At 63.5% G+C, this 20,729-nt stretch carries 22 protein-coding genes and 1 riboswitch; of the genes, 12 read left to right on the top strand and 10 right to left on the bottom strand.

Going from position 1 to position 20,729, the window contains the following annotated elements; translation table 11 throughout:
- Position 1: 1 nt before the first annotated feature.
- From ABID19_RS01860 to ABID19_RS01890, 7 genes are all read right to left on the bottom strand, one after another.
- The gene (locus tag ABID19_RS01860; protein ID WP_354487535.1) at positions 2-1,192 is read right to left on the bottom strand and encodes an NADH-quinone oxidoreductase subunit D; all 1,191 of its coding nucleotides are present in this window, start codon (positions 1,190-1,192) and stop codon (positions 2-4) included.
- 85 nt (positions 1,193-1,277) lie between these two features.
- Positions 1,278-1,775: a hypothetical protein gene (locus ABID19_RS01865; protein ID WP_354487537.1), complete on the bottom strand. Its 498-nt coding sequence runs from the start codon at positions 1,773-1,775 to the stop codon at positions 1,278-1,280.
- A gap of 99 nt (positions 1,776-1,874) precedes the next feature.
- Positions 1,875-2,234, bottom strand: a complete 360-nt coding sequence (locus ABID19_RS01870) for a YybH family protein (protein ID WP_354487539.1) — start codon at positions 2,232-2,234, stop codon at positions 1,875-1,877.
- A 54-nt stretch (positions 2,235-2,288) separates the two neighbouring features.
- Positions 2,289-3,137 (bottom strand): hypothetical protein, encoded by an 849-nt coding sequence (locus tag ABID19_RS01875; RefSeq protein WP_354487540.1) that lies wholly within the window; start codon positions 3,135-3,137, stop codon positions 2,289-2,291.
- Between the two features lie 145 nt (positions 3,138-3,282).
- A complete protein-coding gene (locus tag ABID19_RS01880; RefSeq protein ID WP_354487542.1) occupies positions 3,283-3,501 on the bottom strand; it encodes a hypothetical protein in 219 nt (72 codons plus the stop codon).
- Positions 3,498-4,370, bottom strand: coding sequence for a hypothetical protein (locus tag ABID19_RS01885; protein ID WP_354487543.1), 873 nt, complete (start codon positions 4,368-4,370; stop codon positions 3,498-3,500). The genes ABID19_RS01880 and ABID19_RS01885 overlap by 4 nt, the downstream gene beginning before the upstream one ends.
- 303 nt (positions 4,371-4,673) lie before the next feature.
- Complete coding sequence (locus ABID19_RS01890) at positions 4,674-4,808, bottom strand: hypothetical protein (RefSeq protein WP_354487544.1); 135 nt, start codon at positions 4,806-4,808, stop codon at positions 4,674-4,676.
- Positions 4,809-4,943: 135 nt separating this feature from the next.
- Between ABID19_RS01890 and ABID19_RS01895 the strand changes: the two genes are divergently transcribed.
- On the top strand, positions 4,944-6,320 hold the full coding sequence (locus ABID19_RS01895) for an aspartate aminotransferase family protein (protein ID WP_354487546.1): 1,377 nt from the start codon (positions 4,944-4,946) through the stop codon (positions 6,318-6,320).
- A gap of 88 nt (positions 6,321-6,408) precedes the next feature.
- Positions 6,409-6,521: riboswitch (TPP riboswitch) on the top strand.
- On the top strand, positions 6,512-7,120 hold the full coding sequence (locus tag ABID19_RS01900; protein ID WP_354487547.1) for a YkoF family thiamine/hydroxymethylpyrimidine-binding protein: 609 nt from the start codon (positions 6,512-6,514) through the stop codon (positions 7,118-7,120). (Overlaps the previous riboswitch by 10 nt.)
- A gap of 138 nt (positions 7,121-7,258) precedes the next feature.
- Here ABID19_RS01900 and ABID19_RS01905 read toward each other — a convergent pair whose 3' ends face one another.
- The 3 genes from ABID19_RS01905 to ABID19_RS01915 all read right to left on the bottom strand — a co-directional run bounded on the left by ABID19_RS01905 (position 7,259) and on the right by ABID19_RS01915 (position 10,779).
- Complete coding sequence (locus ABID19_RS01905) at positions 7,259-8,638, bottom strand: aspartate aminotransferase family protein (RefSeq protein ID WP_354487549.1); 1,380 nt, start codon at positions 8,636-8,638, stop codon at positions 7,259-7,261.
- Between the two features lie 35 nt (positions 8,639-8,673).
- On the bottom strand, positions 8,674-10,167 hold the full coding sequence (locus ABID19_RS01910) for an NAD-dependent succinate-semialdehyde dehydrogenase (protein ID WP_354487551.1): 1,494 nt from the start codon (positions 10,165-10,167) through the stop codon (positions 8,674-8,676).
- Between the two features lie 129 nt (positions 10,168-10,296).
- On the bottom strand, positions 10,297-10,779 hold the full coding sequence (locus ABID19_RS01915) for an Lrp/AsnC family transcriptional regulator (protein ID WP_354488269.1): 483 nt from the start codon (positions 10,777-10,779) through the stop codon (positions 10,297-10,299).
- A 92-nt stretch (positions 10,780-10,871) separates the two neighbouring features.
- Between ABID19_RS01915 and ehuR the strand changes: the two genes are divergently transcribed.
- From ehuR to doeB, 10 genes are all read left to right on the top strand, one after another.
- Entirely contained in the window at positions 10,872-12,257 is a 1,386-nt protein-coding gene (gene ehuR / locus ABID19_RS01920) for a MocR-like ectoine utilization transcription factor EhuR (RefSeq protein WP_354487553.1), read from the top strand.
- Positions 12,258-12,382: 125 nt separating this feature from the next.
- Positions 12,383-13,168, top strand: coding sequence for an ectoine/hydroxyectoine ABC transporter ATP-binding protein EhuA (ehuA, locus tag ABID19_RS01925; RefSeq protein ID WP_292502755.1), 786 nt, complete (start codon positions 12,383-12,385; stop codon positions 13,166-13,168).
- A 115-nt stretch (positions 13,169-13,283) separates the two neighbouring features.
- Entirely contained in the window at positions 13,284-14,135 is an 852-nt protein-coding gene (gene ehuB, locus ABID19_RS01930) for an ectoine/hydroxyectoine ABC transporter substrate-binding protein EhuB (protein WP_354487555.1), read from the top strand.
- 241 nt (positions 14,136-14,376) lie between these two features.
- Entirely contained in the window at positions 14,377-15,036 is a 660-nt protein-coding gene (gene ehuC / locus ABID19_RS01935; RefSeq protein ID WP_354487557.1) for an ectoine/hydroxyectoine ABC transporter permease subunit EhuC, read from the top strand.
- A 16-nt stretch (positions 15,037-15,052) separates the two neighbouring features.
- Positions 15,053-15,712, top strand: coding sequence for an ectoine/hydroxyectoine ABC transporter permease subunit EhuD (gene ehuD / locus ABID19_RS01940; protein WP_352931375.1), 660 nt, complete (start codon positions 15,053-15,055; stop codon positions 15,710-15,712).
- A gap of 6 nt (positions 15,713-15,718) precedes the next feature.
- Positions 15,719-16,495 carry an ectoine utilization protein EutA gene (eutA, locus tag ABID19_RS01945; protein ID WP_354487559.1) on the top strand — a complete coding sequence of 259 codons (777 nt, stop codon included), beginning with the start codon at positions 15,719-15,721 and terminating at the stop codon, positions 16,493-16,495.
- Between the two features lie 4 nt (positions 16,496-16,499).
- The gene (gene eutB, locus ABID19_RS01950; protein WP_354487561.1) at positions 16,500-17,498 is read left to right on the top strand and encodes a hydroxyectoine utilization dehydratase EutB; all 999 of its coding nucleotides are present in this window, start codon (positions 16,500-16,502) and stop codon (positions 17,496-17,498) included.
- A complete protein-coding gene (locus ABID19_RS01955) occupies positions 17,495-18,487 on the top strand; it encodes a cyclodeaminase (RefSeq protein WP_354487562.1) in 993 nt (330 codons plus the stop codon). Before eutB ends, ABID19_RS01955 begins: the two co-directional genes overlap by 4 nt.
- Positions 18,488-18,525: 38 nt before the next feature.
- Entirely contained in the window at positions 18,526-19,704 is a 1,179-nt protein-coding gene (gene doeA, locus ABID19_RS01960) for an ectoine hydrolase DoeA (RefSeq protein WP_354487564.1), read from the top strand.
- Entirely contained in the window at positions 19,701-20,711 is a 1,011-nt protein-coding gene (gene doeB, locus ABID19_RS01965; RefSeq protein WP_354487566.1) for a N(2)-acetyl-L-2,4-diaminobutanoate deacetylase DoeB, read from the top strand. The genes doeA and doeB overlap by 4 nt, the downstream gene beginning before the upstream one ends.
- The last annotated feature ends 18 nt before the right edge of the window (positions 20,712-20,729 follow it).

A 20,729-nucleotide genomic window follows, 5' to 3' on the forward strand; every position in this document is an offset into this window, starting at 1 on the left:
TTTAGCGGTCGATCTCGCCGAACACGATATCGAGCGACCCGATAATCGCGGCGACATCGGCGATCATGTGCCCTCGCGACAGAAAATCCATAGCCTGGAGATGGGCGAAGGATGGCGCCCGGATCTTGCATCGATACGGTGTATTGCTCCCGTTCGAAACCAGATAGACGCCGAACTCGCCCTTCGGCGCCTCCACCGCGGCATAGACCTCTCCTTCGGGCACACGAATACCCTCCGTGTAGAGCTTGAAATGATGGATCGTCGCTTCCATCGAGCGTTTCATCGTCGCCCGCCGCGGCGGCGTGATCTTCTGGTTCGGAATTGCCACCGGCCCTTGGCCTTCCGGCGATCTCAATTTCTCCAGGCATTGTTTCATGATCCGCACCGATTGGCGCATTTCCTCCATGCGGACGAGATAGCGGTCATAGCAGTCGCCGTTCTTGCCGATTGGAATGTCGAAATCCATCTCGGGGTAGCATTCATATGGCTGCGCCTTGCGCAGATCCCACTGCGCACCCGACCCGCGCACCATCACACCGGAGAAGCCCCAGGCCCAGGCGTCGTCCTGGCTGATCGCACCGACATCGACATTGCGCTGCTTGAAGATGCGGTTGCCGGTGAGCAATTCGTCAAGGTTGTCGCAGACCTTGAGGAACGGGTCGCAGAAAGCCCAGATGTCGTCCAGGAGTTTTGGAGGCAAGTCCTGGTGCACGCCGCCGACCCTGAAATAATTCGCATGCATGCGGGCGCCGGAGGCGCGCTCGTAAAAGACCATCAGCTTCTCGCGCTCCGCGAAACCCCAAAGCGGCGGGGTCAGCGCGCCGATGTCCATCGCCTGAGTCGTGACGTTGAGGAGATGCGACAAAAGCCGGCCGATTTCGCAAAAGAGGACACGGATGAGCTGTCCGCGCTTCGGCACCGATATTTCGAGCAGCTTTTCGGCGGCGAGGCAGAACGCATGCTCCTGGTTCATCGGCGCGACATAGTCGAGCCGGTCGAAATAGGGCAGGGCCTGCAGATAGTTCTTGTACTCGATGAGCTTTTCCGTGCCGCGGTGGAGCAGCCCGATATGAGGATCGGCGCGGTCGACGACCTCGCCGTCCAGTTCCAGCACCAGCCGCAGGACGCCGTGAGCAGAGGGATGCTGCGGCCCGAAGTTGAGGGTGAAGTTGCGAACTGCGGCTTCGACCATGACGGTGCTCCGCTGTGCTGGGTTCTTACGGCCGAAGCCAGATACCCTGATCGGCCGTCCGGACCGCCGATCAGGTGCCCGCCGATCAGGTGGTTGTCTGGATGATCAGCGTCAGCGTGCCATCGCCATCGATGTTGGCAGCGACAACCTGCGACGAATCAAGTCCGTTCGCCGCCAGCGCGGTGGCTGCCTGTGGCGACTCATCGATCGAGTTCTGCAACGTAAGCAGATCTTCCACGCTGGTTTGGGTGATCACGGCCTCAGCCTGTGTCTTGAGTTCCGGAGGCAGATCCTCGAGGGCGACGATCGCAATGCCAGTAAAGTTCTGGTCGGTGAAACCCTGATCCGGCAGAGCTTGATCCGGTAGCGCTTGGTCGGGCGGTGTTTGGTCAGGCAGGCTTGGATCGGGCTGGGCTTCCGGGGCCGAGGGTGCGATCTGGGGAAGCTGCGGGTCGGTGGATTGCGCGTAGATCGGCTGCGCCAGCGCCAACCCCGAAAGAGCGGCAATTGTCGTCAACATGCGCATGATCGTTCCTTCCGTTTTCCGTTTTGCTCGAGGGAGGATCACCTGATCACCACTCAACCGCTGTGCCGGATTATGGTTCCCGGTCACAACGGAACAGCTGTTCCTGGAGCGATGGCTGTCTGAACCTGTGGCGCTTGGTTGAAAGATGGGTCGACGCTACGCAACGGAGAATCGATCGATGACCCACAGCCATGTCCCGTCGCCTTGGCGACGGGCGACCTCGGCAGTTACGGTGCCGTCGGGCAGACGGGTCGACGTGAGTGCCAGGTCTCCGCTGACAACAGCCGGGGCCTGGTTTCCGGCAGCAAATTTTCGGCCGGTTGCGGCGATGTCGGCGAAGAGCGCCCGGATCGCTTCCCGGCCAACCGTCAGCTGCGCTTCACCGCTGTCGACGACGGCGTGCGGCTCAAAAAGCGCGGCCATGCCGTCGATGTCTCCCAACCACTGCCGGGAAATCAGCAGGCGCTCCAAATCCTGGGGATCACGCGCCGGCTCACGGCGTGATTCATCTGTCATGGCACGCTCCTCCGGGGCTCTCATGAACTGCGGGTTCCTACGAACTGCAGGGTCTCATGAGTTACAGGCTGCCGCAAAGGTCTTGGCCGCCTGCGCGCTGCCCTTGAGGGATACGTCGTAGGTGGATTCGCCGCCGAGGTTGATGTGAAGGCTACTTCCGGATGCGATCCAGCCCAGCAGAGGATCCTTGGCGCTGGTCCTGAATACCGGCGTTGCGACGCCAAGACTGTCATCGGTGACGCCCCGGCCGACATAAAGCCCCGAGCCCGGACCGCCTGAGATGCCGACCGTCACATAGTTGCCGTCCTTCAGCCATTTCAGGGTCTGGGTCAGGGAAACCTGGATTTCCCCTGATGATTTGACGCAGCTGGCGATGAAATCCCGATCGTCGGTTTCCTTGACGCCATGCGTCAGAACGATCGGACCGCTGGTGTCCACATACCAGCTCTTGCCGGTACTCACTGTCTTCGCCGCATTGGAGTCGTCTGGCGAGGAGCTGTCGTTCGGTGTCGGGGAGACCACCTCGAATTTGAATGCCGTCGGCTTTCGCAGGTCTGGCGAAAGCGTGCAATCGAAGCGGATATTGGACCAGCCGTTGTCGTTCGAGAGGCTGCCCAGACCCGACAAGCGGTTGTCTTGCAGCGTGAGCGGCGGTTCGCTTCTGCTGGCGCTGGCATCGACCGTGCCCAGAAAGAATCGAGCCCGACCCGAGCCTTTTTGCCCCGAACCTTCCTGGAAAGATGTCGCTCCACCCTCGCAGGCCCATACGGCGCGTTGCAGGTCGTTGGAGTTCTTCGACAGATCGGCCGGCAGCATTGGAGCCTCGACAGCGGAAGCGATCGTCGCCGCCGACATTAGAACGATCTGAATCGCTCCCAAGATTGTTCGCTTGACCATGCGCACTTTGGTCCTTCACCTTCACGTTGCGGCAAATGATCCTCGCTATGACGCTACTATCAATTGATATTCTGTACCAAAGCGTTCTGTTCTTCGTTAAATTTCGTTGCAAGACGAGCTGCCGCCCTCGCGAGATGGAGCGGCCTGGCGATCATTCTCTTCGGTCGACATCGCGGTCCGCAATGCGCCATTTGCCGGCGCCGTGCAGGTGGCTGCGGCCGTCGTTGAGGAAGTCGGCGATCCTTGCAGCCGACTTTGCCGAGGCAAAGGTCAGCAGCCGATCGTGGTGGAGGACGGGTTCGCCGTTCTCATTGTCCCAGATCTCGAACCGGCAGCTTGGGTTCGGTATGGCTTCGAAACGGTTCTTCATATCGATGGCTCCGGTCGCTTGGTTGCCTTGGGCGGTCGAGGATGCCAGGGCAGGCGCCTGGGCCATGCCGTGGCGGCGGGCGCGCTTTCGCCGGCGCTGTCGGCAAACAGGAGAAGGTCGGCCCTTGCCCACAGCAGGTAACAGGCAAGCAATGTCAGCGGCGCCGCAACAAGGGCAGGGGAGCCGCCCAACCACACATCGGGCAAGGCGGCGCACATCGACAGCGTCGCCGCAAGCATCCCCGGCAGGCGGCTGGCCAGCACCGCGCTGCGGAACGGATCGGGCCACCCAGTCGGCCACCCGGGCACGCCGGGCCCGAAGGCGGCGCTGCCGAACTTGCCGAGCGCATGCAGCAATCCGGCGGTCGCCGCCAGCACCGGCTGGCCCAGCAGGAACAATGCTACGCCCAGTCCGATCGCGCCGATCCCCGACAGGAAATCGGCGAGGCGGTTAAGCGTGGGATCGGGCACATCGCGCCCGGTCCACGCGCGATGATAGACTTCGCCGCTGCAGAAGAAGACCAACGTCGCCAGCGTCAGCGCCACCGCACTGCTGCTGCCGGCGAAATAGTCGAACAGCGCGGCGGCGCCGCCGGATCCCTGACGGGCGGTGAGCTGGATCGTGACGCCCATCACCAGCCCGAGTGCATTGCCAAGATTGTAGTAGCCGCCAGGACCGGCCATACGCGCCCGGACCGCCGCCGCAAATCGTGAAAGCGCCTCCGCGGTCCGGCCAGAGCCCGCAGTCTTCGGTCTTGCGTCAAGACTCGACGGCTCGAAGGACAAGAGATCGGCGAGCGCCGAGGCTGTGTGCCATTCGGATAGCGCGTCGTCCCGGCGGAATGGCGCGTGATCGTTATCGAGTCGCATCGGATCCTCCGTCATGAAGCCGACGGTTCCGGAGAGCTCGAACCCTCCGGTAATCGGCTTTGATCGACGGACCCAGGTTCTGCGACCCCAGCTTACGGATAGCTTACGGGCGTTTTTGACCACGCTTTAGCAGCGGGCGCGCTCGCACGATGTCGCCTCAGCTAGCTTGCCTTCGGCACGAGGCGCTGCGCCACGTGGTCGGCAATCGTTAGGCTTGAGATCAGCCCGGGGCTCTCGATGCCGAACAATTGATTAGGCTCCTGACGCCGGCGCCGGCGACGATGTAATCGACATGGTCCATGATCAGGCCACCTCAGTCTTGTTGTTATGCCTGATAAGCCGTTCGGGGGTCATGTGCCGGCGACGCGCGTGGACGGCTTCGCGCAGGTTCTCGCGTTCTGCGGCTTCGAAGCTGAAATTCTGCATGTCTGCGTCCATCCGGCAATCCTTGGAAAGGGCTTGACACCCCTACAGGAAACAGCTGCATCAAACAGCATAATGCAAGAGGGGCATACCTGCCGATGCTCCGAAGGCGGCAGGACCTACGTCCCGGCATGCAGGACAGGAGGCATCATGGACGCTCGACCGAATTCTCCCGAAGCTCGCGACATCAGTTACCACATGCACGGCTACACCAATGCCCGCAAGCATGCGGAGGCAGGGCCGCTCGTCATCGAGAAGGGCGACGGCATCTATGTCGAGGATCTCGCCGGCAACCGCTACATCGAGGCGATGGCCGGGCTTTGGAGCGTCGCTGTCGGCTTTTCGGAAAAGCGGCTGGTCGATGCGGCGGTGCGCCAGATGTCCAAGCTGCCTTACTACCACGACTTCGGCTCCAAATCGCATTCGCCGCTGATCGATCTCGCCGAGAGACTGGTGCAGATGGCGCCGGTGCCGATGAGCAAGGCGTATTTCACCAATTCCGGTTCCGAGGCCAACGATACGGCCATGAAGATGATCTGGTACCGGTCGAATGCGCTCGGCCAGCCGGCGCGCAAGAAGATCATCAGCCGCAATCGCGGCTATCACGGCGTCACCATTGCTTCAGCGAGCCTGACCGGCCTGCCCAACAACCACACTTCCTTCGACCTGCCGATCGCCAATGTGCTGCACACGTCGACGCCGCACCATTGGCGCGAGGCGCTGCCGGGCGAAAGCGAAGAGCAGTTTTCAAGCCGGCTTGCCGACGATCTGGAAAGGCTGATCCTGGCCGAGGGACCGGACACCATCGCTGCCTTCTTCGGCGAACCGATCATGGGCGCCGGCGGCGTCATCGTTCCGCCGGCGGGCTATTGGGAGAAGATCCAGACGGTCCTGTCGAAATACGACATCCTGCTCGTCGCCGACGAGGTGATCTGCGGCTTTGGCCGAACCGGCGAGATGTTCGGCTCGCAGACCTTCGGCATCAGGCCCGATATCATGGTGCTGTCGAAGCAGATTTCTTCGTCGTACCTGCCGATCTCGGCCCTGCTGATCAACGAAAAGATTTTTGAGCCGATTGCCGACGAAAGCAATCGCATCGGCACCTTCGGCCACGGCTTCACCGGCGGCGGCCATCCCGTCGCAGCGGCGGTCGCGTTCGAAAACCTGAAGCTGATCGAGGAGCGCGATCTTGTCGGCAATGCGCGCACGGTCGGCGCGCATATGCAGAAACGGTTGCGCAACCTCGCTTCGCACCCGCTTGTCGGCGAGGTACGCGGCGTCGGCCTGATCGCGGCAGTCGAACTGGTCGGCGATAAGGCGAACAAGACCCCGTGGCAGACCGCCGGCGCGCTGGGCGGGCTCGTCAATGGCTTCCTGCAGCAGAACGGCGTCATCTCGCGCAACATGGGCGACGCGCTGGCCTTCTGCCCGCCGCTGATCATCACCGAGCCTCAGGTCGATCAGATGGTCGACGCATTCGAAAGATCGCTCGAAGCCGCCGCCGAACAGGTCGGGTCACAGGGCTGAACAGGCCACCCGAAGGCAGAGGCTGAACGGGCGTTGCGATTGGCACTGGATCGTACTTGAACATCCTTTGCGCCGGTGTTACGTCCACCGATATCGACAGGGGCGCTCCGTATTGCCGGGGCTGAGATGGAAGGTGTCAAGCCTTCGGTCCCTCAAGCTGATCTGGGTAATGCCAGCGGAGCGAGGCGACCATGTTTTCAGGTGCACAGATTTCTCTCTATCCGATGTGCGACGATTTCGTCGGCGTCATCCTCAAAGCTATTTCGGCGATGGATCCTTATCGGCCGAATTTCCGCATCGAGACCGACGACATCTCGACGCTGATCGTCGGCCCGCCCGACCAGCTTTTCCCGGCCATGCGCGATCTGTTCGCATCGGCAGCGGCGAGCGGCGTGCACTGCGTGTTGTCGGCAGCGGTGTCGCGTGGCTGTCCGGGCGAGCCCGACGATCCGATCTGTACGCCGATTTCCGGCAGCAGCCATAATTTGTCCCTGGCCGAGCGCATCGACGCGGCGCGGGCACATGTCGACAGTGCAAAAAAGCTCGGACAAGAAGTCGCCGCGCAGTTCTCGCTCTATCCGCTCGGCGAGGGCCATCACATGGACGAGATCTACGACTGCATCGAGTTTCTCAAGACTTCGGGCGTCTTCGACAGGTCGAAGAATTTCTGCACCAAGCTGAGGGGCGATGCCGGGCCGGTGTTCGCGACGCTGTCGGAAGCCTTCCTTCGCTTCGGCGCGCCGCAAGGCCATGTCGCGCTCGATCTCACCGTGTCGGCGAACAGCCCGAGCCCTCGGTAGGTGTCGATATTCAGCCGGCCCGTAAACGGCCGTTTCCAGACAATGCAAGTTCGCGCTGCCCTGACCCATATCTTCTCCCCGCTTTTCACGGGGAGAAGGTGCCGACGGGCGGATGAGGGCAGCGCCGATTGACAGTAACTAAAGCGCCGCAAACACGCTTTTCACCGCATCGGCCGTCTTGGAGACGACGATGTCGGCCTCTTCACGCGTCAGGCAGAGCGGCGGCGCGAAGCCCAGAATGTCGCCCTGCGGCATGGCGCGACCGATGACGCCGCTTGTGGCAAGAGCGGTCGCGACCTGCGGCCCGATCTTCTGCGAGGCGTCGAAGAATACGCGGTCGTCCCTGTCGGCGACGAACTCGATTGCCGCCAGCATGCCGTCGCCGCGTACCTCGCCGACGTTTTTGTGGCCGCCGACGGCTTTCGCCAGTTCGGCACGGAAATAGGCGCCGGTCTCGCCGGCGTTGGTCACCAGGTCCATCTCGTCGATCAGCTCAAGGTTGGCGACACCAGCGGCAACGCAGATCGGGTGCGCCGAATAGGTCCAGCCGTGGCCGAGCGAGCCGAGCTTGTCGGAGCCCTGCACCAGCACCTGCCAGACCTTGTCCGCGACGATGACGCCCGACAGCGGCGCATAGGCCGAGGTTAGGCCCTTGGCGATGGTGATCAGGTCGGGCTTGATGCCGTAATGGTCGGAGCCGAACATGGTGCCCAGCCGGCCGAAGCCGGTGACCACTTCGTCGGCGACGAGCAGCACGTCGTATTTCTTCAGAACCGCCTGGATTTTTTCCCAATAGAGGGCGGGCGGCGGCACGATGCCGCCGGTGCCGAGGATCGGCTCGCCGATGAAGGCGGCGACCGTGTCCGGGCCTTCGGCCAGGATCATCTCTTCGAGCTTGTCGGCGCAGTATTGCGAGAACTGCTCCTCGCTCATCGAGCGGTCGGCGCGGCGGAAATAGTAGGGCGCCTCGGTGTGCAGGATCGGCGCACGCGGCAGGTCGAAGGCGTTGTGGAACAGGTCGAGCCCGGTTAGCGATCCGGTCATGACGCCGGAGCCGTGATAGCCGCGCCAGCGCGAGATGATCTTCTTCTTCTCCGGCCGGCCGAGCACGTTGTTGTAGTACCAGATCAGCTTGATGTTGGTTTCGTTGGCGTCGGAACCGGAGAGGCCGAAATAGACTCTCGACATGCCTTGCGGCGCCCGGTCGATGATCATCTTGGAAAGCGTGATCGACGCCTCGGTGCCGTGGCCGACATAGGCGTGGTAATAGGCGAGGTTCTTGGCTTGCGCGGCGATGGCATCTGATATCTTCTGGCGGCCATAGCCGACATTGACGCAGTAGAGCCCGGCGAAGGCATCGATGCTCTTCTTGCCATTGTTGTCCCAGACGGTGACGCCTTCGCCCCCGGCCATCACCCGGGTCGGGCTCTCGCCGCGCGCGTGGGTGCCCATATGGGTCGAGGGATGGAAGAAGTGGTCGCGGTCCCAGGCGGCGAGTTCGTTAGACTGGTCGAGCATTTTTCTACTCCTAAGGAAAACGTGTCGGGCGCGGCTTAGGCCACATCCAAGCAGAGATATTTGAGATCGGTAAAGGCTTCGAGCCCGTGGCGCGAGCCCTCGCGGCCGATACCGGACTGTTTGACACCGCCGAACGGGATCGGCGCGCCGGTGATCTTCACGCGGTTGATGGCGACCATGCCGTAGTCGAGCGCGCGGCCCATGCGCAATTGGCGGCCGCCGTTCTCGGTGACGACATAGGCGACGAGGCCGTATTCGGTGGCATTGGCGCGGGCGATGACCTCGTCTTCGCTGTCGAAGGGCGTCACGGCGGCGACCGGACCAAAGGTTTCCTCGCGCATGATCAGCGCGTCGTCGGTGACGTCGGCCAGCAGGGTCGGCTGGTAGAACAGCGGCCCTGCTGCATGGCGACCGCCGCCGGTGAGGCAGCGTGCGCCGTGGGCGAGCGCATCGGCGACCTGCTCCTCGACCTTCTTGACGCCGCGCTCGTGCATCAAAGGCCCGATGTCGGTGTCACCGGCCAAGCCATTGCCTGTCCGCAACGCCTCGATGCGCCTGGCGAAGGCGATGCAGAAACGATCGTAGATCGGGCGCTGGACATAGATGCGGTTGGCGGCGAGGCAATCCTGGCCGGAGGTGGCGAATTTGGCATCGACTGCGATGGTCACAGCCTTGTCGAGATCGGCGTCGGCAAAGACGATCAGCGGCGCATGGCCGCCAAGCTCCATCACCAGCCGCTTCATCGTCGGCGCACTTTGCGCGGCGATCAGCCTGCCGATCTCGGTCGAGCCGGTGAAGCTCATGGCGCGGATGCGAGCGTCTTCGCACATCCGCCCGACGATGGTCGAAGCCTTGCCGGTGAGAACGTTGAACACGCCTGCCGGCAGGCCGGCGCGTTCGCCGAGTTCGGCCAGCGCCAGCGCCGACAGCGGCGTTTCCGACGAAGGATGCGCGACGATGGTGCAGCCAGCGGCAAGGGCGGCCGCCGCCTTGCGGGTCAGCATGGCCGCGGGAAAATTCCACGGCGTGACGACGCCGACGACACCAAGCGGTTCGCGCCGCACCAGCATCTCGGCATTCGGCAGATGACTGGTGACGCTTTCAGCGTTGAGGCGCTTGGCCTCCTCGGCATACCATTCGACGAAGGAGGCGGCGTAGTCGATCTCGCCAAGCGATTCTTTGAGCGGCTTGCCCTGTTCCAGTGTCATCAGGAGCGCCAGGTCATCCTTGGCGGCGACGATCAGATCGAACCATTTTCGCAGGATCTTCGCGCGTTCCTGCGGCAATAGTCCCCGCCAGGCGGGAAAGGCGCGGAATGCCGCGTCGATCGCCCTGCTCGTCTGTCCGGCGTTGAGGGCGGCGACGAAGGCGACGGTGGCGCCTGTCGCAGGATCGGTCACCTCGAAGCTTTCGGCGGCTTCGCTCGCCGTCCAGTGGCCGTCGACATAGGCGAGTTCGCGCAGCAGCCGGCGGTCGGCGAGGCGGTCAAGCGCTTCATGGCGTTGTGAGCGGGCAAAATGCGCAGACATTTCGATGTCTCCCGGTTCGAAGTAATACGGAGAGACTATGCGCTTGGTGCAGACAGAGAGGCTGTTTCGGCGCCCACGCGTAGAGAGATTGTCTCTATTGCATCGCCCGGGCAGACGATCTCTCTGGTGTTACGATGACACCGGAAACAGATCGGCCACCGGCAAGGCGACCTCCTCCTTCACAGTCTTGGTTACGATGTAGGTGAAATAGCGGTCGATGCCTATCTCGCGTTCGAGCAGGGCGTCGACCAGCCGCTGATAGGCGTCGATGTCGCGTGCCATCACTTTCAGCAGATAGTCGACGCCGCCGCCCACCGACCAGCAGGCGACGATTTCGGGGACGTCGCGGATGACGCGCTCGAAGCGGTCGAAATCGGCCTGGCGGTGGCTGGCCAGCGTCACTTCCATCAGCACGGTGGCGACGGGCGCTACGGCGCGCACCGCGACCTTGGCGTGATAGCCGGAAACGATGCCCGCCTTCTCCAGCTTGCGCAGCCGCATCCAGCACGGCGTCGGCGACAGGCCGACCTTGTCGGCGAGCGCCAGCTTGGTGATGCGCCCGTCGCGCTGGACCGCGTCGAGGATTTTGAGGTCGATCTGATCGAGTTTCAATGCGGCCATGAGTGTCCACTTTTTCGCACCCGACACCATGACGGCGCATTATTTCGATTGTCAATTGCACTGATTTCGATCTCTAATAAGTCATGACATTGTGGCGTCCAGATCCCGCGCTCATCCGGCGGCCGGCCTATCAATCGCTCGCCGACCAGTTCGCGCGCGCCATTCATGACGGCCGCCTGGCCAACGGAGCGCGGCTGCCGACGCACCGTCGGCTGGCCGACGACCTGAAACTTTCGGTGCAGACGGTCAGTCGCGCCTACGAGGAACTGATCCGCCGGGGCCTGGTTTCCGGCGAGATCGGCCGCGGCAGCTTCGTCCAGACGCAGCGCCGCGAGCCGGAGCCGCCCTATCTGCCGGAACGCCTTGGCGAGGTGATCGACCTTTCCATCCTGAAGCCGGTCTGCGAGCCGATGCATCTGGAACGGCTGAAGCAGGCGCTGGGCTGGCTTGCCGAGAACCTGCCGTCGAGCTCGGCGCTGTCGTTTCGGCCGAACATGGTGTTTCCGCGTCACCGCGCCGTGGCGGTCGACTGGCTGCGGTTCTGCGGTCTCGATGTGTCCGCGCAGAATGTCAGCCTGACCAACGGCGCCACGGCCGGGATGACGGTGGCGCTGATGAGCGTGGCGCCGCCGGGTTCGACCGTCGCCACCGAGGCGATCGGCCATCACACGCTGATCCCGCTGGCGCGCTATCTCGGCTTCAACCTCGAAGGACTGCCGATCGACGACAATGGCCTGATCCCGGAGGCGCTGGACGAGGCGTGCCGGCTTTCCGACATCCGTGCCGTGTTCGTGCAGCCCTCGGTGATCAACCCGACCGCGACGCTGATGGACGCCGCGCGGCGTGAGCAGATCGCCGCGGTGGCGCGCAAGCACGACATCGCCATCATCGAGAACGACGTGCTCGGCCCACTGCTCGAGGACCGGCCGCCGCCGGTTGCCGCCTTCGCGCCAGAGCGCACGCTCTACGTCACCTCCTTCACCAAGATCGTGGTGCCGGGCCTGCGCATCGGCTATCTGGCGGCGCCCGATCGCTATGTCGCCGCCGTCGCCAACCGGCATCTCGTCTCCAACTGGATGGCGACGCCGATGGTGGCAGAGATCGCGACAAAATGGGTGGCCGACGGCACCGCGATGGAGCTCGTCCGCTGGCAGCGTTTAGCACTGCGGCGGCGGCAGGAGATCGCCGCGGAAGTGCTTGCCGGGGTCGACTATCGCGTCCATCGCGACGGATTGCATCTGTGGCTGCAACTGCCGGGCGATCGCGCCGAGGAGAGTTTCGTCTCACAGGCTCGCCTGCAGGGCGTGGCGATCGCACCAGGCACATCGTTCCGCATCTCGGCGGCGCCCTGGCAGCCGGCGGTTCGTATCTCGCTGGGCTCGACCACTGAGGGGGAACTGCGCGCCGGCCTGAGCGTTGTCACCAAACTTCTGCTCGGCGATCCGGAGCATCTCCTGCTGGCGATCTAGGCAGACATTGCCGCGAAATCGTGCGGAGTCAGAAACATTGTCATGATATTATTTTCCTGATTGACATGATTTGGCGCGTTCCGCATCGTTGAAGGCATCAAAGTTCTCCAGCACGGGGAAGTTCATTGTCCGCGCCCATCATCAAGATCGACGCCATTTCGAAAAGCTTCGGCACCTTCAAGGTGCTGGACGGCCTGTCGATGCAGGTCATGCCGCGCGAGAAGCTGGCGCTTATCGGCCCATCCGGCTCGGGCAAGACAACGATCCTGCGCATTCTGATGACGCTGGAGAGGATCGACAGCGGCCATATCCAGATCGACGGCGAGCAGCTTTACCACATGGAGCGCAACGGCCAGCTGCTGGCGGCCGACGAACGGCATCTGGCAAGAATGCGCCAGAAGATCGGCATGGTTTTCCAGCTGTTCAACCTGTTTCCGCACAAGAGCGTCATCGACAACGTCACGCTGGCGCCGATCTTGACCAAGGGCATGCCGCGCGCCGCTGCCGAAAAACGGGCGATGGAGCTGCTCGACATGGTCGGCATGGCCGACAAGGCCAAAGCGATGCCGGCACAGCTCTCCGGTGGGCAGAAGCAGCGCGTGGCGATCGCCCGGGCGCTGGCGCTGCAGCCCAGGATCATGCTGTTCGACGAGGTGACATCGGCGCTCGATCCGGAATTGGTCGAGGAGGTGCTGAACGTGTTGTGGCGGCTCTGCTCCGAGACCGACATGACCATGCTGCTGGTCACCCACGAGATGGGTTTTGCCCATGATTTCGCCGACCGGGTTCTGTTCTTCGATCGCGGCAAGATAGTCGAGGAAGGCAAGCCCGACGAGATTTTCCGCAATCCCAAGCAGGAGCGTACGCAAGGCTTCCTGAAGAAGATCATCGCGGCCGGACATCGCGTCTGACCGCCATGCCGAGGCGGCGGCAACGCCGTCCTCAAGAGGCGGCGCCGTTCTCTAAGAGTGGCGAAGCCGTTTCGAACCAAAGCAAACCAAGAAGAGAAACAAGGAGTTGGGAACGATGAAAAAACTTGGCATTCTGGCCGGCATGGCCGGTGTTGCACTGACCGCGATTCTGGCCGCCTCGACCGCGGGATCGGCCGACGACGGCAAGCTCGAAGAGCTCAAGGCACAAGGCTTCGCCCGCGTCGCCATCGCCAATGAGCCGCCCTACACGGCGGTTGCGGCCGACGGCAAGGTTTCGGGCGCGGCGCCCGATGTGGCGCGTGAGATTTTCAAGCGCCTCGGCGTCGCCGACATCGTCGCCTCGATCTCGGAGTATGGCGCGATGATCCCCGGCTTGCAGGCCGGCCGTTTCGACGTCGTCACCGCCGGCCTGTTCATGAAGCCGGAGCGCTGCGCGGCGGTCGTCTATTCGGAGCCGGTGCTGTGCGACGCCGAGGCGATGCTGGTCAAGAAGGGCAATCCGAAGGGCTTGAAGAGCTACGAGGATGTCGCCAAGGACGCGAGCGCGACGATCGGTGCGCCAGGCGGCGGCACCGAGGAGAAGCTGGCGCTCACTGCCGGCGTGCCGCGAGACCGCGTCATCGTCGTGCCGGACGGCCAGAGTGGCCTGAAGATGCTGCAGGACGGCCGCATCGACGCCTATTCTCTGCCGGTGCTGTCGATCAACGATCTGGTCAAGAAGGCCAACGATCCGAACCTAGAAGTCGTCGCTCCGGTGGTCGGCGCGCCGGTCTATTGTGACGGCGCGGCGTTCAAGAAGGGCGACGAAGCGCTGCGCGACGCCTTTGACGTCGAGCTGGCCAAGCTGAAGGAATCAGGCGAATTCGCCAAGATCATCGAGCCCTACGGCTTCTCGGCAGCGGCGGCGATGTCGACGACGCGCGATAAGCTCTGCTCGGCAAAGTAGGCACCTTTTCCTTCTCCCCGTTCACGGGGAGAAGGTGGCCCGAATGCATGTCGCCCAAAAGTGCGCAGCGGTTTTGGGATAACGACATGCACAAACAAGGCCGGATGAGGGGCAGCGCCATACTTTCGTTGGTTCGCGCCGCCCCTCATCTGCCCGCCGGCATCTTTTCCCCGTGAACGGGGAGAAGGGGCTGTCGCGGCAGTCTTGCATAACCGCAAACGATAGGAAATTTTGAACCGCAATGACCCAATGGTCCGGCTATTTCGGCCTGATATTGCAGGGAGCACTTGTTACCATCGAGCTGACGCTGATGGGGTCGGTGCTGGCCCTGGTCATGGCCTTTCTCGCCGGGCTGGGACGGCTATCGCGTTTTTTCGCCATTCGGGCGCTGGCCACCGCCTATATCGAATTCTTCCGCGGCACCTCGATTTTCGTGCAGCTGTTTTGGGCCTATTTCGTGCTGCCCTTCATCGGCATTTCGCTGACGCCGCTGCAGGCCGGCGTGCTGGCGCTCGGCCTCAATGTCGGCGCCTATGCGGCGGAGGTGGTGCGCGGCGCGATCCAGTCGATCGGCCGCGAGCAGTACGAAGCCTGCACCGCGCTCAACCTTGGCCGCTGGCAAGCCATGCGCCACATCATCCTGCCGCAGGCGCTGCTGGTTATGCTGCCGACCTTCGGCAACAACGCCATCGAATTGCTCAAGGCCACCGCCGTTGTTTCGCTGATCTCGCTCGCCGACCTGACCTTCCAGGCGCAGGTGGTGCGCTCGCAGACCGGCAACACGCTGGTACCGTTCACCACCATCCTCATCATCTATTTTGGCCTTGCGCTGATCATTTCTTGGGGTGTGCGTTCGCTGGAACGCCGCATGGCGCGCGGCCTCGACGGGGTGCGCGTATGATGGATCGGGCCTCATAATGGAGTGGGATTGGAATTTCGTCTGGGAGATCATGCCGACGCTGATCCAGGGCGTGAAGATCACCATCCTGGCGACGCTGCTCGGCTCGGTTCTGGCCGCGATCGTCGGGCTGGCCATCGCGCTGGCGCGGCGCTCGCCGAACAGGAGCCTGTCGCGGACCGTCGGTTTCCTCGCCGAATTCATCCGCGGTACGCCGCTTTTGGTGCAGCTCTACTTCATCTTCTACGTGCTGCCGGATATCGGTATCCTGCTGCCGCCGCTGGTGGCGGGTGTCATCGGCCTCGGCCTGCACTATGGCACCTACACGGCCGAGGTCTATCGCGCCGGCATCGACAATGTGCCGCGCGGCCAATGGGAAGCCGCCAAAGCCTGCAATCTGAACGCCCGGCAGACCTGGACCCACATCATCATGCCGCAGGCGATTCCGCCGATGATCCCGGCGCTTGCCAACTACTTCATCGCCATGTTCAAGGAGACGCCGCTGCTGTCGGCGATCACCGTGCTGGAACTGATGAACCAGGCCAAGAGCGTCGCCAACACCTATTACCGCTATGTCGAGCCGATGACGTTAGTCGGCGCCTTCTTCCTCGTCATCAGCCTATTCTCGGTCGTGCTGCTGCGCTGGCTGGAACGCCGCTACGGCAAGATCGAGAGGTAGTCTCTCATGAAACACGTGCCCGAAATCAGATTGACGCCGACACGGCCAGCGCTCGACGCGCGTCCGCTGGAAAAGCGCGTCGGCCTGATCATCCTTGCCACCGACCACACGACCGAACCGGATTTTCGCCGCATGGTGGCAAGCGACCGGATCGGCGTCTATGTCGCGCGCATCCCCTATGCCAATCCGACGACGCCGGAGAATTTGCGCAAGATGCAGCCATCGCTGATGGCGGGCGCGGCGCTTATCCTGCCCGATGAGCCGCTCGACGCGATCTGCTATTCCTGCACCTCGGCCTCCGTCGTCATCGGCGATGCCGAGATCGAGGCGGCGGTGCAGGCCGGCAAACCCGGCGTGCCCGTGGTCACACCGCCGATGGCGGGGGTGCGTGGCTTGAAGGCGCTGGGCGCCAGGACGATCAGCGTCCTCACTCCCTACACGGTCGAGACCAGCCGGCCGATGGCGGCCTATTTCGCGGCGCACGGGTTCGAGATCGCCAGCTTCACCTGCCTCGGCTTCGAGGACGACCGCGAGATGGCGCGCATTGCGCCGGCATCGCTGGTCGATCTCGCCCGCGAAGCGATGGACGAAAAAGCCGACGCGCTGTTCGTCTCCTGCACGGCGTTGCGGGCAGCACTTGCCGTGGTCGGCATGGAAGAGGCGATCGGCCGTCCGGTCGTTACCAGCAACCAGGCGACAGCCTGGAACTGCCTGCGGCTTTGCGGCGACGATGAGCCGCGCGCCGAATTCGGCCGCCTGATGACGCTGCCTTTGGGACAATAAGGCGATGTCCGTTATGGTGCCCTCTGTGACCCTTCAGGACATCCGCGCTGCGCGCGAGCGCATCGCAGGCAAGGTCGAGCGTACGCCGACCGTGCCTTCCCCGAGTCTTTCCGGGCACTTGGGCGCGCCTGTTTATCTCAAGCTCGAACATCGGCAGACCACCGGCAGCTTCAAGCTGCGCGGCGCCTCGAACGCCATCGCGTCGCTGAACACCGAGGAGAAGGCGCGTGGCGGGGTCGCCGCCTCGACAGGCAATCACGGGCGGGCGCTGGCCCATGCGGCGAAGCTCGAAGGCATGCGCGCGACGATCTGCATGTCGCGATTGGTGCCGCAGAATAAGCTCGACGAAATCCGCCGGCTCGGCGCCGAGATCCGCATCGTCGGCAACAGCCAGGACGACGCGCAGCAGGAGGTCGAACGGCTGGTCGCGGAAGATGGACTGGTCATGCTGCCGCCCTTCGACCATCCTGATATCATCGCCGGGCAAGGCACGCTCGGGCTGGAGATCATCGAGCAGGTTGCGGACGCTGCCCTGGTGCTGGTGCCGCTGTCCGGCGGCGGACTGGCGGCGGGTGTCGCCGCTGCCGTGAAGGGTGTAAGCCCGAGCACGAAGGTCATCGGCGTGTCGATGACGCGGGGTGCGGCGATGAAGGCGAGCCTCGATGCCGGACATCCAGTTTTGGTCGAGGAACTGCCGACGCTGGCGGATTCGCTCGGCGGCGGCATCGGTCTCGACAACCGGCTGACCTTCTCGATGTGCCGCGACCTGCTCGACGACGTGATCTTGCTCAGCGAGGGCGAGATCGCCGCCGGCATCCGCCATACCTATGAGCAGGAGCGCGAGATCGTCGAAGGCGCCGGCGCAGTTTGCATAGCGGCCGTGCTTGCCGGCAAGGTCAGGGCGAATGGCCCGACAGTGCTCATCCTGTCCGGTCGCAACATCGATATGACACTGCACAGGAAAGTCGTTTGCGGCGAAGCGAATGAGGAGAGCGCCTTATGAGCCGGATGACGATACTCACCGAAGCCGAATTGCGGGCGATCGTGAAGCTCGACCTCGATGCCGTCGGCTGCGTCGAAAATGCGTTCCGCGCGCTTGCCACCTTGCCGGTGGCGATGCCACCAATCCTGCGGCTCGACATTCCCGAGCATCGCGGCGAGGTCGACGTCAAGACCGCCTATGTGCCTGGGATCGACGGTTTCGCCATCAAGATCAGCCCCGGCTTCTTCGACAATCCGAAGCTCGGCCTGCCCAGCGTCAACGGCATGATGGTGCTGCTGTCGGCCAAGACCGGACTGGTCGAGGCGCTGCTGCTCGACAATGGCTATCTGACCGACATCCGCACGGCGGCTGCCGGGGCGGTCGCGGCGAAGCACCTTTCGCGGCCGGATTCCTCGATCGCTGCGATCTTCGGCGCCGGCGTCCAGGCCGGGCTGCAGCTCGAGGCGCTTAGGCTGGTGCGGCCGATCGCCGAGGCCCGCATCTGGGCCAGGGATGCAGCCAAGGCCGAAGCTTCGGCGGACGCGCTGCGCGAAAGGCTGGGCATCGTCGTGCATGCGGAGCCCGATGCGGCAACGGCGGCGGCCGGCGCCGACATCATCGTCACCACGACGCCGTCGACCGAACCGCTGATCAAGGCCGGCTTCGTCTCCGCCGGCCAACACATCACTGCGATGGGCTCGGATGCCGAGCACAAGAACGAGATCGCGCCGGCGATCCTGCGCATGGCCGATCTCTATGTTGCCGACAGCGCGAAACAGACACAGCGCCTGGGCGAACTGCATCATGCCATCGCGACGGGCGTGATGGCGGCCGATGCCGAGGTTACCGAGCTCGGCCAGATCATCGCCGGCGAAAAGCACGGCCGGCGTTCGGACAGCGACATCACCATCGCCGACCTCACCGGCACCGGCGTGCAGGACACGGCGATCGCTACGCTCGCCCGCGACCGTGCCCGGGCGGCCAACACCGGTACGATTTTCGAAAGCTGATGCTGGCCGCAAGGCCCAACAAACGAGGACCAAGAACAATGCAGCCTAATCTCAAATTCTCGCGCGGCGAATATGCGGACCGCCTCGCCAAGACACGCAAGGCCATGGAAGCCAAGGGCGTCGATCTGCTTATTGTCAGCGATCCGTCCAACATGGCCTGGCTGACCGGTTATGACGGCTGGTCGTTCTACGTGCACCAGGCCGTCATCGTGCCGCCGTCGGGCGAACCGGTGTGGTATGGCCGCGGTCAGGACGCCAATGGCGCCAAGCGCACCGCCTATCTCGCGCACGACAACATCGTTGGCTATGCCGACCACTATGTGCAGTCGACCGAGCGCCACCCGATGGATTTTCTATCGCAGTTGCTGGCCGATCGCGGCTGGGGCAAGCTCGCCATCGGCGTCGAGATGGACAATTACTGGTTCTCCGCCGCCGCCTTCGCGTCGCTGCAGAAACATCTGCCCAATGCCCGCTTCATCGACGCCACGGCGCTCGTCAACTGGCAGCGCGCGGTGAAGAGCCCGACCGAGATCGACTATATGCGCAAGGCCGCCCGCATCGTTGAAGCGATGCACCAGCGTATCGTCGACAAGATCGAAGTCGGCATGCGCAAATGCGATCTGGTCGCCGAGATCTATGATGCCGGCACGCGCGGTGTCGACGGCATCGGCGGCGACTACCCGGCGATCGTGCCGCTGCTGCCGTCGGGCGCCGATGCTTCAGCGCCGCATCTGACCTGGGACGACAGGCCGATGAAGTCAGGCGAGGGTACCTTCTTCGAGATCGCCGGCTGCTATAACCGCTACCATTGTCCTCTTTCCCGGACTGTGTTCCTCGGTAACCCGACGCAAGAATTCCTCGATGCCGAAAAGGCGACGCTGGAAGGCATGGAGGCCGGGCTTGCCGCGGCAAAGCCTGGCAACACTTGTGAGGACATCGCCAACGCCTTCTTCGCGGTGCTGAAGAAATACGGCATCGTCAAGGACAACCGCACCGGCTATCCGATCGGGCTTTCCTATCCGCCGGATTGGGGCGAGCGCACGATGAGCCTGCGTCCCGGCGACCGCACCGAGCTGAAACCGGGCATGACCTTCCATTTCATGACCGGCCTGTGGCTGGAGACGATGGGGCTCGAGATCACCGAATCCATCCTGATCACCGAGACAGGCGTCGAGTGCCTGGCCAATGTGCCGCGCAAGCTGGTGGTGAAGAATTGAGCACGGTCCCCCACCTTCGCCCATCGCCGATCACGCCGACGGTGGATTTCGAACGCGACGGCGTCCAGCACGGTTTCCTGCGCCTGCCCTACAGCCGTGACGATTCGGCCTGGGGATCGGTGATGATCCCGATCTGCGTGATCCGCAACGGCAACGGACCGAGCGCATTGCTCACCGGCGGCAATCATGGCGACGAATATGAGGGGCCGCTGGCGCTTTACGATCTCGCCCGCACGCTCGATCCGAGGCACGTTAGCGGCACGGTGATCATCGTGCCGGCGATGAACTATCCGGCGTTCCGTGCCGGCACCCGCACCTCGCCGATCGACAAGGGCAATCTGAACCGCAGCTTTCCCGGCCGCCCCGACGGCACGGTGACCGAGAAGATCGCCGACTATTTTCAACGTGAGTTGCTCCCCCGCACGGACATCGCGCTCGATTTCCATTCCGGCGGCAAGACACTCGACTTCGTGCCGTTCTGCGCCGCCCATATCCGGCCCGACAAGGTGCTGGAGGCGAAGGGCTTCGCCGCGGTCGAGGCGTTCTCGGCGCCCTGGTCGATGAAGATGCTGGAGATCGACGCGGTCGGCATGTTCGACACTGCCGCCGAGGAGATGGGCAAGCTGTTCATCACCACCGAGCTTGGCGGGGGCGGAACTTCCCGCGCGGAGACGGTGCGGATCGCGCGTCGCGGCGTGCTCAATGTGCTGCGCCATGCCGGCATTGTCGCTGGTGCGGTCGAGATGCAGCCGACCCGCTGGCTCGACATGCCGTCAGGCGATTGCTTCTCGTTCGCCGAGGACGACGGGATGATCGAAACGATGATCGATCTCGGCGAACCCGTCGAAGAGGGCCAGGTCCTGGCGCGCATCCACTCCATCGGCCGCACCGGGGCCGCACCTCAAGAGATCAGGGCAAGAATGTCCGGCCTTCTGGCCGCGCGGCATTTCCCCGGACTGGTCAAGGCGGGCGACTGCACCGCAGTGGTCGCCGTACTCGTCGATTGAAGGCGGAACCAGCCAAAC

The sequence above is a fragment of the Mesorhizobium robiniae genome, from assembly GCF_040545535.1.
GTDB classification, from domain to species: Bacteria; Pseudomonadota; Alphaproteobacteria; order Rhizobiales; family Rhizobiaceae; genus Mesorhizobium; species Mesorhizobium robiniae.